The organism is Pedobacter cryoconitis (assembly GCF_014200605.1).
In the GTDB taxonomy this organism is placed as follows: domain Bacteria; phylum Bacteroidota; class Bacteroidia; order Sphingobacteriales; family Sphingobacteriaceae; genus Pedobacter; species Pedobacter cryoconitis_B.
This window is the reverse complement of the sequence record NZ_JACHCE010000006.1, coordinates 175521-190679: the sequence shown is the minus strand read 5'-3', so window position 1 is coordinate 190679 and position 15159 is coordinate 175521. Positions and strand designations below refer to the sequence as shown.

The window sequence follows — 15159 nt, the reverse complement described above, 5'->3', positions numbered from 1 at the left end:
TTTGAATACATCCTGTAGGAAATACGTGGATATACAGCCTGGTGATAATAAAGTAAGTATTACTAATGCTAATGATTGTCAGCTTTTATTGGATAACTATAATTTGAATAATAATGGGCCAAGTGATGGAGAAGCTTCTACTGACGATTATTATTTAACCAATCCTGGATTCCTGGCAACAACAGTTACTGCCGAAGATAGAAGTATTTATACCTGGGCAACAAATGCAATTCGTAATTCCAGTGACCAGTGGAAAAATGTATATTATAATGTTTATTATACTAATCTTATACTGGAGGCCGGTCCGACACTCAAATCATCTGGGGCTGATCAGAGTACACAAAATACAATACGTGGATCTGCCTTATTTCTCCGTTCGTTATATTTTTGGCAATTAGCTCAGTTATATGCTAAACCTTATTCTGTAATTACGGCTGGACAGGACCCTGGCATCCCGCTTCGGTTGAATTCTGATATCAACGGTAAATCTGATAGAGGAAGTATAGCTGGAACTTATTCACAGATTACCAATGATTTGCAAGAAGCAGTTTCATTATTGCCTGTAACCAGCAATATTGCTACCCGTCCAAATAAGGTTGCCGCTTATGCCTTATTAGCCAGGGTGTATTTATCTATGGAAGATTATCCAAATGCACAAGTAAATGCAAATGCAGCCTTGCAGCTTAAGAGTGATCTGATTGATTATAATTCTCTGAATGTTTCCTCAGGCACTCCATTTTTTCCAAGATTCAATAAAGAAGTTATCTTTCAGGCTATTATGTCAAATGGCCAGACAATGATGCAAAATGTAGCTAGAATAGATTCTAATCTGATAGCAAGCTATAATGTGAACGATTTAAGAAGTCAGGTTTTCTTTCAGGTAGATGTTCTGAATGGACAGGATAAAAATGGAAATCCAATTATTATTCCTAATGGTAAGCATTTCAAAGGTAATTATGAACCATCTTCTACCGGTAACTTTTTTGATGGACTTGCTGTAGATGAGCTGTATCTGATAAGAGCAGAATGTTATGCCAGATCTGGTAATATTTCAGCTGCAATGAATGACTTGAATACTTTACTGAGAAAAAGATGGTTAACAAACACTTATACGGATATGACAGCTACAAGTGCCGATGATGCTTTGGCAAAAATATTATTGGAAAGACGAAAGGAACTTATCATGCGTGGTTTACGCTGGACAGATTTACGAAGGTTAAATAAGGATAGCAGGTTTGCAAAAACTTTAACCAGGATTGTAAGTGGATTGGATGCTTTTAGTTTACCACCAAACGACCCGAGATATGTATTACTCATTCCTCAGCCAGTAATTGATAATAGCAGTATTGCTCAAAATCTCCGATAATTTTTCTATTATCCAGTCATTGATCAACAGATTTGGATAATAGCTTTTTTTATTCTAATAAGTAAAATAAAATGTACATCAGAACTATTCTGTTAACGAGTTTTTTTTTAATAAATGTACTAGCCACTTTAGCACAGGAACCAGATACATCTCATATTACTTATCGTAAGCCACTTTTTGATTTTAATCCGCTTAAACCAACTTTTAAACTGGATAAAGAGCAATTGATTAATAAAAAACGTTTTCTCCGTTTTTCTCTACTTACAGGATATCGTGAAGGGGTGGTCCCAATCAAGGGACTTACTAATTTTGCCTCTACTACAGATGTAATTTCAGGGATCAGAATATTGTATATGTATAATCTCTCTATACAGGATATGCTAACTTATGGTATGTATCAGTCTAATAGGGTTGTTCTTGAAGTAAAAGACCCTTCTCATTATCACTATGATCCTACACAAGGACTAGAAAGGCAATGGTTACGTAAAAATGCATATTGTTTTGAACTAGCTCTTCCAATTGAAAAATTCAATTCAAATACAATCATATTAGATGAGCTTTCAAGAATTTTTGGAGTAGAATGTGGTCTGAAAAAACGTTTGGTCAATGCACTGGTTTTGGTGCGTACTTCTGAAAAAGATAAAATCAAATCGAAAGGGATAGGAGTGGATACATATGATAAAACTGGGCATTTTAATAACATTTCAATTGCAGATGACAGATTTGGCGATTATTTATACAAATCTGGTATGCCGCCGGTGGTTGATGAAACTGATTACAAAGGACCGGTAGATATGGATCTTAATATTTCAGACTGGACTAATCTAGCTGAAGTAAGGAAAGCTTTGAACCGTTATGATCTGGATTTAAAAGAAGAGAAACGTGAAGTGTTAATGTTTGTAATCACTGAATTAAACAATAAATGATAAGGTATATATTAATCGCAGTAGTGTTATTCGTAGGTACGGCAAACGCTCAGGATATAACGTTAAATATTGGAGATAGATTACCTGATTTTTCAATAACAAAATTCATTGGTTCATCCCAGAAAATAATTAAAACGTCTGATTTTAAAAATCGGTTATTGATTATAGATTTCTGGGCAACGAATTGTCCAGGTTGTGTGGAAGCTCTATCAAAGATGGAAGCACTGCAAAATAAATTTGGAGATAAAATCAAAATTTTACCTGTTACCTACGAACCAGCGAAGTTAGTGACTGGCTTTTGGAAGAATAATAAATATACCAAAAATCTTACTCTGACAACAGTCGTAGATGACAAAATGTTTAGTAAATATTTTAAACACCAAACTATACCACATGAGGTGTGGGTTTATAAAGAAAAGGTAATTGCGATAACTACAGCAGAGTATGTTGATACGAATAATATACAAAGAGTTTTGAACGGAGAAAAAACAAATTGGCCGGTGAAAAATGATTTTTATGTTTTTGATTCTCGGAAACAACCCTTGTTTAATTTTGATGCAGACCAGATTGACACGAATAATACATCGATTCAATATGCTGCAATAAGTAATTATAAAGAAGGTGTTAATTCCGAAGGATCTTCTGGAGGAGCTGGGATTGTAAGAAATAAAGAGAAAAAAAATATTCGGACTTATTTTCTAAATCAACCGATTTTTACTTCTTATATGCTCTTATTAAATAGAGTAGTTAAACCTGGCATGTTGGTTAAACCTGGTTTGATTAATTCAAATGAAGTAATCTGGGAGGTAAAAGATCCATCCAGATATATACATAGAAAAACTGATGGTTATCTTCAGGATTGGATGAAGGCAAATGCTATTTGTTATGAATCTATTAATCCAGATACGGGGCAGACAGATGAACAGATTTACAAAAAGATGATTTCAGATTTGAATGCATTATTGGGATTAAAAGTAAGGTGGGAAAAGAGAAATGAGAAAGTATGGATCCTTATTAAAACCGGACAGCCCAATCGAAGCCAAAATGTACTTGAAAGCAAAGGCGAGAAATATAATCCTTCTGATCTTGTTTATAAATTAAATCAGCAAGAAGAAAATCCTTATGTTTTTGATGGGAGTAAATCAGATGAAGTGCTTAATTTAAATATTAAATCATGGGCTGATATTAATGCATTAAGTATAATACTTAGACCATTGGGTTACGATCTGAAATCAGAAGAACGTGAAGTTGATAAACTTGTATTTTCTGAAGTGAATGGAGGTATGCTGATTGATGCAAATATGCAAATAACTATGAAAGCTAGAAAAGATGCGCAAAAGGATTTGGATAATCCTTCAGCAGATGAAAATCTCGCTTTTCTTGAATTGAATAAAAAAGAATCAGGCGTGAAGGTCCTGCCATCTGGATTACAGTATAAAATCATCAAAGAAGGAAATGGGATTAAGCCTTTGGAAAATAGTAGGGTGTCAGTTCACTATACCGGAATGCTAACTAATGGAAGAATTTTCGATAGCTCATATGAGAGGGGGGATTCAGCTGTCTTTAGTGTATCGAATGTAATTAAAGGCTGGACTGAAGCTTTACAGCTTATGCCTGTAGGATCTAGATGGATCCTTTATATTCCATCCAAATTAGCTTATAGGGATCATACTGCAAATGGAACTGTTCCGCCAAACAGCACATTGATTTTTGAAATTGAATTATTAGGTATTATAAAATAGCATGAGAAAGTATATAATTGGGATATTACTGCTAACAGGGAACTTTGTACTGGCACAAAAAACTATAAGTCCAAAGGGTAACTGGCAGAATCTGGATTTAAAAAAAGATGGTGTCTTTGGTATGAGTACGGAAAAAGCTTATACTGAATTACTCAAGAATAGAACTGGAGTGTTTGTACCTGTTGCTATTATTGATGGTGGAGTTGATATAGAACATGAGGATTTGAAAGGGGCTATCTGGACCAATAAAAATGAAATTCCGAATAATAAGATCGATGATGATCATAATGGTTATGTAGATGATATACATGGCTGGAATTTTATGGGGTCTGGTAAAGGAAGCTTTCATTTTGATAATATTGATCTTGTTCGTGAATTGAGAAAAGAGATCATGAAAGATCCTAATTCTACAAAGACTAAAGAATTACAACACCAGTTAGATGACAAAAGAGTTCCTCTTGAATCTGGACTGACGGTGGTAGAAAGACAGAGAAAAATATTAAATAATATTAGTAAACAGATTGGAAAAAAATATCCTGATATAAAAGAATTTGAGAATTATAAATATAATAATGCAGAGGAAGAAGATGTTCTTATTATGGTTATAAAGGGCTTGAAAGAGTACCCGGATTATAGGAGGAAATTCGAAGAAGAATATAACTTATATAAAGATCAGTTGAATTATTGGTCGAATATAAATTACGATCCGCGAGCTGGGAATTCTGAATTTGAGGGGAGATATTATGGTAATGGAGATGTTAAAGGTTTACTGCCAGTACATGGGACCCATGTTGCCGGAATTATTGCAGCAAATAGAAATAATGGACTTGGAGTTAAAGGGGTGGCTGCTCAAGCTCTTATTATGCCTTTGTTAGCCATACCTGAAGGAGATGCATTAGATAAAGATGAAGCGAATGCAATTCGCTATGCAGTTGATAACGGAGCAAAAGTAATTAATATTAGTGCAGGAAAGGCTTCTTCTCCAGATAGAGCTGTGGTTGATAGTGCTGTACAATATGCAATGAATAAAGATGTATTGATTGTACATGCTGCAGGTAATGCAGGAATGGATGTTGAAGTATCTACTGTTTTTCCTTGCCGTCAATATTTAAGTGGAGGGGAAGCAGGAGCATGGATTGAAGTTGCAGCGTCGGGATTTATTGATGATAAAACTATAGTTCCATGGTTTTCCAATTACGGTGGAAAGACCGTAGATGTATTTGCGCCTGGCCTTCAAATAAAATCTACCTGGTGGCCCGAAAAATATTCGACTGAAAATGGTACAAGTATGGCAGCTCCTATGGTTTCTGGTTTGGCTGCTTTAATCAGATCTTATTATCCAAAATTAAGTGCGTTACAGGTCAAAAATATTATTATGAATTCTGTTATAAAAAGAGAAATACTAAAAGACAAATGTATTTCAGGAGGAGTTGTCAATGTTTACGAAGCATTAAAGCTTGCTGGTACTTATTATTAAATAATCACAGGAGGTTCATGCCTCCTGTGATTTAAAAAAAGATTATTAACTTTTTAGATAAACGTACCTTTTAGCGTTTCCTGAATCTTGAGGTTGCGGTAAATTTGTTAACAGTGCATTTGAAATGTAATTATTCAAATTTGTAGAAAATGGAGCCTGTGGATTTATATCGCCATTATAGGCATAAATTGCACAGATATTGCTACCATTAATACAACCAGGCTTTACAGCAGCTCTAAAATAATTCGCAGCTAAAAAGGGACTACCACTTCCGATATAGGAATACCATACTCTTGCCATAATATAAGGATGCTTTTATAGATCAAAAAGTATCAGAAAACTTTAAATTCGAGCCTACTCTATTCAGGGTTTTCAGCGTACCCCTTTTACTGTTGCCGTAGTGTAATTAATTGTCTTGCGAGAATAATTCTATCTGCTGCAGACAGTAGGTCCTCTCGTAAAATCCAGATTTGTTTATTATAGCTTCCGGTAACTATAATAAATTTCTTTTGATCAACTAACTATAATACTAAGTTAATTCAAAAACTGTGTGTCTTATAGGGTCAGAAGTCGCATAATATTTAATTTTATAATTTGATATTTAACCGTTAGAGAACCTCTTAATTAAGGTTAAAGCTACTTTGAAAGAGGTTGAGCTTCTAGTTAAAAGCATTAACCTTTTAGGTATACATATTTTTTAACACTTCCAGAATCCTGAGGTTGTGCTAAATTACTTAGGAGTGCATTTGAGATATAACCTTGTAATCTAATTGATAATGGAGCCTGTGGACTTAAATCACCATTATAGGCGTAAATTGCACAAATATTAGTGCCGTTAATACAAGCAGGTTTCACCGTAGCTTTGAAATAATTTGCAGCTAAAAAAGGACTACCAGTTCCGATATATGCATACCATGCTCTTGCCATAAATAAGGATACCTTTATAAATCAAAAAGTATCATAAAACTTTAATTAATACCTACTCTATTCTGCGTTTTCAGCGTGGCCCTGTTATAATTTGATTTTCTAATTATTAATACTAAGATAAATGAAAATGAGTTTTTAACAGGGCCATTAGACACTAAATCCTTTTCTAGAATAATTACATTTGTTTTCTTAAATTAACCCAAATAAATCCAGTTACGTTTACTAATATTTCATGTAAACATATTTTTTAGTATCCCTATTGCCTTCAGGTTGTGCTAATTGAGTCGATAGCCCATCCAGAATATATTTCTGCAAATTTGGGGAGAGTGGGGATTCTGGATTTTCGTCACCGGTATCAACAGCCGAAATTGTGCATATTAAATCACCATTTAAGCATCCAATTATTGAATCGGGTGGGATTTTATAATAATTAGTTGCTTTTAAAGGACCATTTCCTATGTAAACATACCATGCTCTTGCCATAAAATAAGAATAATTTATAGGTGAAATGTATTAAAAATAAGTTAAAGCTTAGTCTGTTAATGAGTTTTCAGCAAAGCCCATCATCGTTAATTTTACTCAGGAGACTCAGTGTTTTGTCTTGGAACTCCATTGGCTGGAACGGCAGACATCCTAACTTCTAACGGGACGGGAGGAAATTTAGAGGCAGGTTGACCTTTACCTTTGGCTAATGCCCGGATAAGATAAAATAATAATCCTGGAGTACCTTCTAAATCCGGTCTTCGTTCAGGATCATTAGGAAATTCATCTGCAAAAACGGCAGCTAAATAGGGACCATCGGTTACATCTGGTGCCTTTTCCAGAATTGCGTAACTATCCGGATCGCAAATGTCCAGATCATTGTTAATAAATTGATACCAGGGCATAATAAAAAGTTTAATAGTAATACCTACTCTGTTTAGGGTTTTCGGTTTTCCCCTTATAATGAACATCCATCAAAGCGACAGCATGTTTTTTATGTTTTGTGTTTTCAAAAGGTTTTAGCGTAGTATTTGCATTATGTAGAGTTGCAATAAAACCAGATGAATAATCATGTGCGAGTATTTTAGCACTATTATTCCAGATATAATCATAATCTTCCCCTATCTGAAGGTCTTGAAATGGATGATTTTGCCAAAAAGATTTTCTATAAGCCATTGTTGCCCCAGATAGCCAGGGACGTTCTGTGTTTTTATCTGCATATTTCCAGAATTTTTTGGCAAGAGGAGAGAAAAAAGTAATTTCATTCAAACCGCAAATGTCTGCATCAGAATTTTGTAGCACTTTAAGTTGCCGGCTAATCCAGTCGTATGCATACCAATCATCATCATCCCAATGCATAATGAATTCACCTTGTGCTTTATTGCAGGCATAGTTTCTTTTCAAGCCAATGCTTCCTAAAGGCTCAGTATGGAAATATTTAATCCGATAGTGATCAGGTAAAACAGACCGCACTGATTCTATGCCGTCATCAATAATAATCAGCTCTGCATCTCTAAAATCCTGATTCAGAAAATGACCGATTGCTAAAGCAACGAAATTTGGCCGGTTAGCAGTTGGCATAATACAGGATACAAGATGATTACTCATGGTTCTGTATTTTGAGTAGGTGCTTTCCAGGCACTGGCTTGTTTTTTATGCTTAGGATTTTCTACTGGTTTAATACTTGTATTATGGGCGTGTAATATAGCTACAAAGCCTTCCATATAATCCATTGCATAAATAACAGCTCCTGAATTCCAGACGAAATCGTAATCTTCTCCTACCTGTATATCTATAAATGGATGATTTTTCCAGAATGACTTTTTATATGCCATTGTTGCGCCACATAACCAGGGTTTGTCTAATTCTGAATCCTCATACATCCATTTTTTTTCGACTGAAGGAGAATAAAATATTACGCGGTTTAAACCTGTAATATCTGCCCCTGAAGTTAATTGTGCATGAACCTGACGGCTGATCCATTCCGAAGCATACCAGTCATCATCGTCCCAGTGCATGATGATTTCACCCTTAGCTTTTTCACAAGCATAATTGCGTTTAACGCCAATAGTACCAATGGGCTCCTCATAGAAGTATCTTATTTTTGGATTATCCGGGATTAATTTTGATGCAGACTCAACGCCATCGTCAATAATAACAAGTTCTGCATTTGGATAATCCTGCTGTAAAAAATAATCAATAGCCAAAGGAATAAATTTCTGTCTGTTTGCTGTAGGCATAATACAGGATACAAGAGGTTGATTCATATTGTTTTGTTTAGGTTTTGTGTTCTTGTGACTGAAAATTAATATTTTAAGTAAACATAGTATTGGCTATGCTTTTTATAGTGAGGCGGTTGAGCTAAACCAGAAACCAGGCCATTTGCAATATATTGCTGAATATTTGCTGATAAAGGTGAAAATGGATTAATATCACCATGCCCGGCAAAAATGGCACAGATATGTTTTCCATTTTCACATTTTAGTTTTTGCGTGATCTTTCGGTAACTGGCTGCATGGTACGGATCTCCTATTCCGTCATAGGCATACCAGGCCTTGTTTTTGTAATCTCTTCGTTTAGACATGATAACATTTGCTTTTATACATCAAAAAGCAAGTAAAAACTTTAATTACACCTACTCTGTTTTGGGTTTTCGGTATCTCCCATAGTATAGCAATAAAATTAATTAAAACATAAGGGTGCAAATAGGGTCAAAGGTTCCAAAACAATTTTATAGTTGTGTTTTAATTATTTAATATCAAGAGAATGCGATCATTTGCCTCTTTATCTAATACCTGACTCTTATTAATGAAATTTTCGAAATGAGCATAATTCCATGTATTCTCTCCGTGATATATATATATGTATAAGAAGGGGGCAGTATCAATCTCATACAACAGCTTTCTGCCCGATAAAAATGTGATTACATGTGAATCTTCACCTTTATTGGTATCAGCATATTGATTTTGCAATAATATTTCTTTTCTGCATAATATTGTCCCATCCCAGGTATATGAAAATGAGTAATATGCTTCTTTAGTAGTAGAATCATATAAAAGGATACGCGATAATACACTTGCCTGATACCTCTGTCCGGAGATTTGCATACTATTAAACTGATACGAAATGCGGCTGGGATGATACCAGTCATCGTCATCCCATATACAGATATAATCTCCAAAACATTTATTAATTGCGGTATTCCTTGCATTTCCTAACGATTGCTCATCTTCCCTTTCAATTTGAAGTATTTTAAGCTCCTCATTCTGAAGTGCATCTCTTATGATTTTTGGGCTAAAAACATCTTTTTTTGGATAGGAAACTACCAATTCCTTGTTAGGATAATTTTGTGACTCAAAGCAGGCGACTGCTCTCTTAAGTAATTGAGGACGGTTATTGGTAATACAAATGCAGGAAATCAAAGGATGAGTTAATTTCATAAAAAGCAGTTAAATAAGACATTAATGTTTTAGATACACATATTTTCTTGTGTTATAAGGAATCTCAGGTTGTATCTGGCCTGTAATTAAAGCATTCTGGATATATTGCTTCATGTTATCTGACAAGGGGAACGCTGGGTGCAGGTTATTAGCACCAGCATCTACAGCGCAAATTGCGCAAATTTGATCGCCGCAAAGACAACTATGTTTAACTGTTGCTTTATAGTAATTTGTGATCTCAATAGGATTACCTCCAATAAAAGCGTACCATGATCTGGCCATAACGAAGTTTTAATGTTTAAGATAAAATTACATGAAACAGGAAATGTGAAATAGGATCAAATGTCCCATAATTGATATTATATTTGCCTCTTGTGCCTGGGATTTTCGAAATATTTAGTTGTAGTATTTCTTGAATGCAGAACAGCTATAAAGCCATCAATGTAATCATGGGCAAAAACTCTGGCTCCTGATTTGGTTATAAAATGATCATCTTCTCCGGTTTGCAGATCTTTAAAAGGATGAGTAAGCCAAAATGACTTCCAGTAAGCTAAAGTGGCGCCATTTATCCATTGTTCGGGGTTTGAAGGGTTATTCCTATTCATTGCAGTGCCCATCCATAAGGTGTCCGTTACAGGTGAAAAAAAATGAGTGTGCTCTATTCCACAAATATCAGCTTCCGAGTTGGAAAGGAAATATACCTGTTTACTGATCCAGTCATTTGCATACCAATCATCATCATCCCAATGCATAATAATTTCTCCTTTTGCCTTATTACAGGCGAAATTTCTTTTAACCCCAATAGTTCCCAGCGGCTTAGTGTAGAAATATTTAATCCGTTTATCATCAGGTAATAAATGTACAATTGATTCATTTCCATCATCTATAATGACTAATTCCCGATTCGGATAATCCTGAGCCAGGAAGTAGTTCAGTGCAAAAGAGATATATTTTTGTCTGTTGGCTGTTGGCATAATACAGGATACCAGTGGTTGATTCATTTTGTTTTATTTTGATTCCACCTAATTTAGGTACGTTTAAGTCCATGAAATAGGGTCAGATGTCCCAAAAAAAACAATCGTTTAACTAGGTTTTGATTTCTTTGTAACTTGTCGGAAACGGATAGTCACAATGGGAAAAAAAGTAGAAATAGACGTTATTATTTTGAGTTATGGACAGACTAATGAATTGAAGGATATGACTATAAACTGCCTTAATTCATTAATGAATTCAGAAGATCCTGAAAAAATTAAATTCAACGTTATAGTTATTGAATCTGAAAAGACACTTAAACCATATCAATACTTGCACGGCTTAACAGTTTATCCTAAAGAGGAGTTCGGATATCACAGATATATGAACATAGGTATAGCTATGACATCGGCAGATTTTATCTGTATGTGCAATAACGATCTGATTTTTCATCCAAACTGGGCTACAGAGATACTTCAACCTTTTCATCAGTATAGCGATTTATCAAGTGCTTCTCCAGTTTGCTCTATTCATCATCCTAAAGAAGGATTTAAATTAAATGACGGGCTAAAATTAGGTTATAGAGTAAGGAAAGAGATTTCTGGCTGGTGTATTTTTTTTAAGCGTGATATTCTGCGTTTGACAGGTAAACTAGATGAAAACTACATTTTTTGGTGTGCGGATAATGATTATTCAAATACATTATGGATGTTAAAACTAAAACATGTTTTAGTGACCTCTTCTATTGTAGATCATCTGGAGAATAAGACATTGAAGAGTCAGACGGCAGAAAGACAAGAAGAATTGACAGAAAATGAAACTGTTTACTATGATAAAAAATGGAGACCACGTACGGGAGATGGATGGGTTTTATTGTAATTGTGTATTTTATTAATTTTTTAAATAAAAAAGTGATCATATGAAAATACAACTGATTAGTTATGGCGATGCACGATATGCCACACAAAGAGAGTTTTTTAAACAAACTGCTCTGACTTCTTCTTTCTTTAACGAAATAACTATTTTCAGCCCTGAAGATATAGAAATGAAATTCAATAAAGATTTTGAAAAAATACTTACACAGAGAAGAGGAGGGGGATATTGGATTTGGAAGCCATATTTTATTAAGCGGGTGCTGGAAACTTTGGCTGATGGTGATATTTTGATTTATTGTGATGCAGGATGTATGATCAATAGCAATGGAGGAAAGCGTTTTAAAGAATATATTGATTTATTAAAAAAGTCTAAAACTGGTTGCATCAGCTTTGAGTTGCCTCATAAAGAAATTGAGTATACTAAACAAGAGGTTTTTGACTATTTTGAGACCCCTGAAGACCTTGTCAATTCAAATCAATTAATGGCTACAGTGATCATGTTAAAGAAATGTCCTCATACTGTTATGATGGTTAATAGGTGGTATACTGTATTATCTGAAAACCCGCTTCTATTTACAGATGATAAGGATAATTCTGTGCAGAATTCAGAATTTATTGATCATCGTCACGATCAAAGTATATTCAGCATTGTTCGTAAAACTTATAAATCAGAAGTTATTCCTGACGAAACGTATTTTCTGGATTTTATCAGAGAAGGCCAGCCTTATCCAATCTGGGCAACCCGTCTTAAATGATAAAGCTGGCAATAAAATCTGTTAAGAAGGTAGAACCTCCACCTTGACATTCAATAAACTATGCATCCAATCTGTACTTTCCTGATCCAGCCGTTCACTTTTCTTTAAATAATAAGAAAAGTGGAAATAATTCAGCGCATTTCCACCATGATATACATATAGGTAAAGAAAAGCACTGTCAGCAATATAGTGCAGCAATTTTTTGGATTCCAGGTATTTAATTACGGATGCATCTTCTGCGACATCAGTATTTTCAAAAGGATGCTTTAAAATATGGTCTTTTTTGCATAAAAGACTTCCGCACCATAGATAATAAAAGGAGAGATAGCCTTGCTCTGTCTTTGCATCAAACAACATGACACGAGTCAGTATACTTGCTTCGCGGAATTTTCCAGTGGTTAACATTGTGTTGTATTGATGTGCTAATCTTCTGGCATTATACCAGTCATCATCATCCCATAAACAAATATATTCGCCATTACAATTTGCAATAGCATGATTTCTTGCAGCTCCCAGTGATTCGTCTCCTTCACGCTCTATCTGTACAACTCTTAGGTCAGATACTTCTAAAATATCATTGATCAGTTTTTTTGTTTCTGAATCGTGCTTTGGGTAAGAAATTACCAGTTCTCTATTCGGATAATTCTGGGTATCAAAGCTGACTATTGCTTTAAGCAGGAATGCTGGTCTGTTTTGCGTAATGCAAATACAGGAAATTAGTGGATGTGTTAATTTTATTTTCATGATTTTAACGCTTTATGTTTAGGATTTTCAAAACTTCTTACCACTGTATTGTGTGGATGTAAAAGAGCTACAAAACCATCTCTATAGTCATGTATAAGGAGTTTACCACCTGACTTTTGAATGAAATCATCATCTTCTCCTTGCTGCAAATCTTTAAAAGGATGTTTTTCCCAGAATGACTTCCAATAGGCTAACGTACCGCCAGCTACCCAGTCCATTGGATTACCCCCGCCCTCATATTGTCTGATTACAGTGTATAACTTTCCCAGAATTATAGAATAATAATGGATATGTTGTATACCGCACATATCGGCCCCGGATTTTAAAAGGTAGTTAACCTGCTGTGTGATCCAGTCCTGTGCATACCAGTCATCATCATCCAGATGAATAATAATCTCGCCTCTTGCTTTTTCACAGGCATAATTACGCTTCAGGCCAATAGTTCCGATCGGGTCAGTATAGAAATATCTGATGCTGGGATGTTCCGGTATCAGATGTGCTACAGATTCCTTTCCGTCATCTACAATAACTAACTCCTTATTCCGGTAATTCTGGCTCATGAAGTAATTAATTGCAAAAGGCATAAACTTTTCTCTGTTCGCCGTGGGCATTATACAGGATACTAATGGTAGATTCATTTTGCTGTCTTTTTCATTACAATTTATAAAGGATTCATTCTTAATGATAGGGCCAAAAGTCCCATAATCCCACTCCTGGCATAATTCAACAAGCTATTTTTTATCTTAGGAATAAGCTGAAAAATAATTATTCCCATGAAAATTAAATTCTTCTCTGACTACGAAGTTTCCGAAAACCTGCTAAAAAGATTCAAAGCAAATTATATCATAGACGATGATCTGCTGGAGTTTACCACAGCAGATGATTATGATTTTGCTGTAGTGTTTAACAGGGCCAATGACCCCATAAAATCCGGAGCTAAAATTATTACCGTAATCCAGGAACCATCCTGGAGCGATGCACATCAAAATAAATATTTCTTAACAAATAGTGATTACATCATTGTTCATGACCCGGAATTGTTTGAAACAACGAACCATATCAAATTAGGAGGAAAAATCATCGAGTCCCCCGCATTGATGTTTTACCATGACCATGTAGACCATTCATTTTATAACAATACCGGACAAATCAAGAAAGAAAAGAAAATCTCAATGATTGTTTCGGGTTTATATTTTAGCAGGGCAAATTATCATAAGCGGATTGAAGTACTTGTGAACATACTCAATTCTGATTTTGAGATTGACATCTATGGAAGAGGCTTAAATATTGAAGACCGGAGATATAAAGGTGAACTGCAATACAAACATGAAGGTCTTTTGCCTTACGAATACTCTATTGCTATAGAGAATTCTAACGAAAAGAACTATATCACAGAAAAATTTGTAGACTGTGTTTTATGTAATACCACTCCTATATATAATGGCGCACCAAACCTTGCGGACGTTTATGACTCCCGTTATTACAGAACGATAGATCTGGATAGTACAAACATTCTCCGGGACCTTTACGACATAATTCGTCATCCTGCACCCGGAGCAGGTATAAACAAAGAGATATATTTCAAAAAATACAATCTCTACACGAAACTAAAAGAAATTATATACGGCTAATATCCAGGATAAGCAGAATGAGGGTTCACTTTTCTATGCGGTGCCTGCTGCCGGTCTACCCTGTATACAAAAAGACATAGATCAGCAATCAAAGCAAATAATAACAAATACAGAATGATTTTTATAAGCCTTTCCATAATGGTAAATTTAAGGAACAGAACGCTTGGCTGGGTGGGTCAAAAGTACCATAATGGCCTCAAAAACTAAATATTTAGGGTCAAATGTCCCGAAATTCAAGAATGTAGATTACCCTTTAATTTTGTTTGTAACTTGTTATAATCAATACAGGTATCATCTTAATCAGAAACTGTGAAAAGAAGTC

General features: G+C 34.9%; 20 protein-coding genes. 7 read left to right on the top strand and 13 right to left on the bottom strand.

Going from position 1 to position 15159, the window contains the following annotated elements:
- The first annotated feature begins 1 nt into the window (after position 1).
- The 4 genes from HDE68_RS18405 to HDE68_RS18390 all read left to right on the top strand — a co-directional run bounded on the left by HDE68_RS18405 (position 2) and on the right by HDE68_RS18390 (position 5511).
- On the top strand, positions 2 to 1366 hold the full coding sequence (locus HDE68_RS18405) for a RagB/SusD family nutrient uptake outer membrane protein (RefSeq protein ID WP_260171803.1): 1365 nt from the start codon (positions 2 to 4) through the stop codon (positions 1364 to 1366).
- Positions 1367 to 1437: 71 nt separating this feature from the next.
- Entirely contained in the window at positions 1438 to 2292 is an 855-nt protein-coding gene (locus HDE68_RS18400) for a hypothetical protein (protein ID WP_183883696.1), read from the top strand.
- Entirely contained in the window at positions 2289 to 4034 is a 1746-nt protein-coding gene (locus tag HDE68_RS18395; RefSeq protein ID WP_183883695.1) for an FKBP-type peptidyl-prolyl cis-trans isomerase, read from the top strand. Before HDE68_RS18400 ends, HDE68_RS18395 begins: the two co-directional genes overlap by 4 nt.
- Position 4035: 1 nt before the next feature.
- Positions 4036 to 5511, top strand: a complete 1476-nt coding sequence (locus tag HDE68_RS18390; RefSeq protein WP_183883694.1) for a S8 family serine peptidase — start codon at positions 4036 to 4038, stop codon at positions 5509 to 5511.
- Between the two features lie 45 nt (positions 5512 to 5556).
- Here the strand turns inward: HDE68_RS18390 and HDE68_RS18385 are convergent, their stop codons facing one another.
- From HDE68_RS18385 to HDE68_RS18340, 10 genes are all read right to left on the bottom strand, one after another.
- The gene (locus HDE68_RS18385; protein WP_183883693.1) at positions 5557 to 5811 is read right to left on the bottom strand and encodes a hypothetical protein; all 255 of its coding nucleotides are present in this window, start codon (positions 5809 to 5811) and stop codon (positions 5557 to 5559) included.
- 372 nt (positions 5812 to 6183) lie between these two features.
- The gene (locus HDE68_RS18380) at positions 6184 to 6438 is read right to left on the bottom strand and encodes a hypothetical protein (protein ID WP_183883692.1); all 255 of its coding nucleotides are present in this window, start codon (positions 6436 to 6438) and stop codon (positions 6184 to 6186) included.
- A gap of 222 nt (positions 6439 to 6660) precedes the next feature.
- Positions 6661 to 6921 carry a hypothetical protein gene (locus tag HDE68_RS18375; RefSeq protein ID WP_183883691.1) on the bottom strand — a complete coding sequence of 87 codons (261 nt, stop codon included), beginning with the start codon at positions 6919 to 6921 and terminating at the stop codon, positions 6661 to 6663.
- 92 nt (positions 6922 to 7013) lie between these two features.
- A complete protein-coding gene (locus HDE68_RS18370) occupies positions 7014 to 7325 on the bottom strand; it encodes a hypothetical protein (RefSeq protein WP_183883690.1) in 312 nt (103 codons plus the stop codon).
- Between the two features lie 10 nt (positions 7326 to 7335).
- Positions 7336 to 8028: a glycosyltransferase family 2 protein gene (locus tag HDE68_RS18365; RefSeq protein WP_183883689.1), complete on the bottom strand. Its 693-nt coding sequence runs from the start codon at positions 8026 to 8028 to the stop codon at positions 7336 to 7338.
- Positions 8025 to 8687 (bottom strand): glycosyltransferase family 2 protein, encoded by a 663-nt coding sequence (locus HDE68_RS18360; RefSeq protein ID WP_183883688.1) that lies wholly within the window; start codon positions 8685 to 8687, stop codon positions 8025 to 8027. The genes HDE68_RS18365 and HDE68_RS18360 overlap by 4 nt, the downstream gene beginning before the upstream one ends.
- Before the next feature lie 38 nt (positions 8688 to 8725).
- Entirely contained in the window at positions 8726 to 9004 is a 279-nt protein-coding gene (locus tag HDE68_RS18355) for a hypothetical protein (RefSeq protein WP_183883687.1), read from the bottom strand.
- Between the two features lie 160 nt (positions 9005 to 9164).
- Complete coding sequence (locus tag HDE68_RS18350; RefSeq protein ID WP_183883686.1) at positions 9165 to 9860, bottom strand: glycosyltransferase family 2 protein; 696 nt, start codon at positions 9858 to 9860, stop codon at positions 9165 to 9167.
- Between the two features lie 21 nt (positions 9861 to 9881).
- Positions 9882 to 10142, bottom strand: a complete 261-nt coding sequence (locus HDE68_RS18345; RefSeq protein WP_183883685.1) for a hypothetical protein — start codon at positions 10140 to 10142, stop codon at positions 9882 to 9884.
- A 77-nt stretch (positions 10143 to 10219) separates the two neighbouring features.
- Positions 10220 to 10861, bottom strand: a complete 642-nt coding sequence (locus tag HDE68_RS18340) for a glycosyltransferase family A protein (RefSeq protein ID WP_183883684.1) — start codon at positions 10859 to 10861, stop codon at positions 10220 to 10222.
- A 130-nt stretch (positions 10862 to 10991) separates the two neighbouring features.
- Here HDE68_RS18340 and HDE68_RS18335 point away from each other — a divergent pair, with 130 nt between their 5' ends.
- The gene (locus HDE68_RS18335; RefSeq protein WP_183883683.1) at positions 10992 to 11711 is read left to right on the top strand and encodes a glycosyltransferase family 2 protein; all 720 of its coding nucleotides are present in this window, start codon (positions 10992 to 10994) and stop codon (positions 11709 to 11711) included.
- Positions 11712 to 11751: 40 nt separating this feature from the next.
- Positions 11752 to 12462, top strand: a complete 711-nt coding sequence (locus HDE68_RS18330) for a hypothetical protein (RefSeq protein ID WP_183883682.1) — start codon at positions 11752 to 11754, stop codon at positions 12460 to 12462.
- Positions 12463 to 12483: 21 nt separating this feature from the next.
- Here HDE68_RS18330 and HDE68_RS18325 read toward each other — a convergent pair whose 3' ends face one another.
- Together HDE68_RS18325 and HDE68_RS18320 are read right to left on the bottom strand one after the other, a co-directional pair.
- Entirely contained in the window at positions 12484 to 13206 is a 723-nt protein-coding gene (locus tag HDE68_RS18325) for a glycosyltransferase family 2 protein (RefSeq protein ID WP_183883681.1), read from the bottom strand.
- A complete protein-coding gene (locus HDE68_RS18320; protein ID WP_183883680.1) occupies positions 13203 to 13844 on the bottom strand; it encodes a glycosyltransferase family 2 protein in 642 nt (213 codons plus the stop codon). Before HDE68_RS18320 ends, HDE68_RS18325 begins: the two co-directional genes overlap by 4 nt.
- A 135-nt stretch (positions 13845 to 13979) precedes the next feature.
- On the opposite strand from HDE68_RS18320, the gene HDE68_RS26370 reads away from it, so the two are divergent.
- A complete protein-coding gene (locus tag HDE68_RS26370; RefSeq protein ID WP_221300788.1) occupies positions 13980 to 14837 on the top strand; it encodes a glycosyltransferase family 10 domain-containing protein in 858 nt (285 codons plus the stop codon).
- Here HDE68_RS26370 and HDE68_RS18310 read toward each other — a convergent pair.
- Positions 14834 to 14974 (bottom strand): hypothetical protein, encoded by a 141-nt coding sequence (locus tag HDE68_RS18310; RefSeq protein WP_183883679.1) that lies wholly within the window; start codon positions 14972 to 14974, stop codon positions 14834 to 14836. The genes HDE68_RS26370 and HDE68_RS18310 overlap by 4 nt on opposite strands.
- Positions 14975 to 15159: the final 185 nt, after the last annotated feature.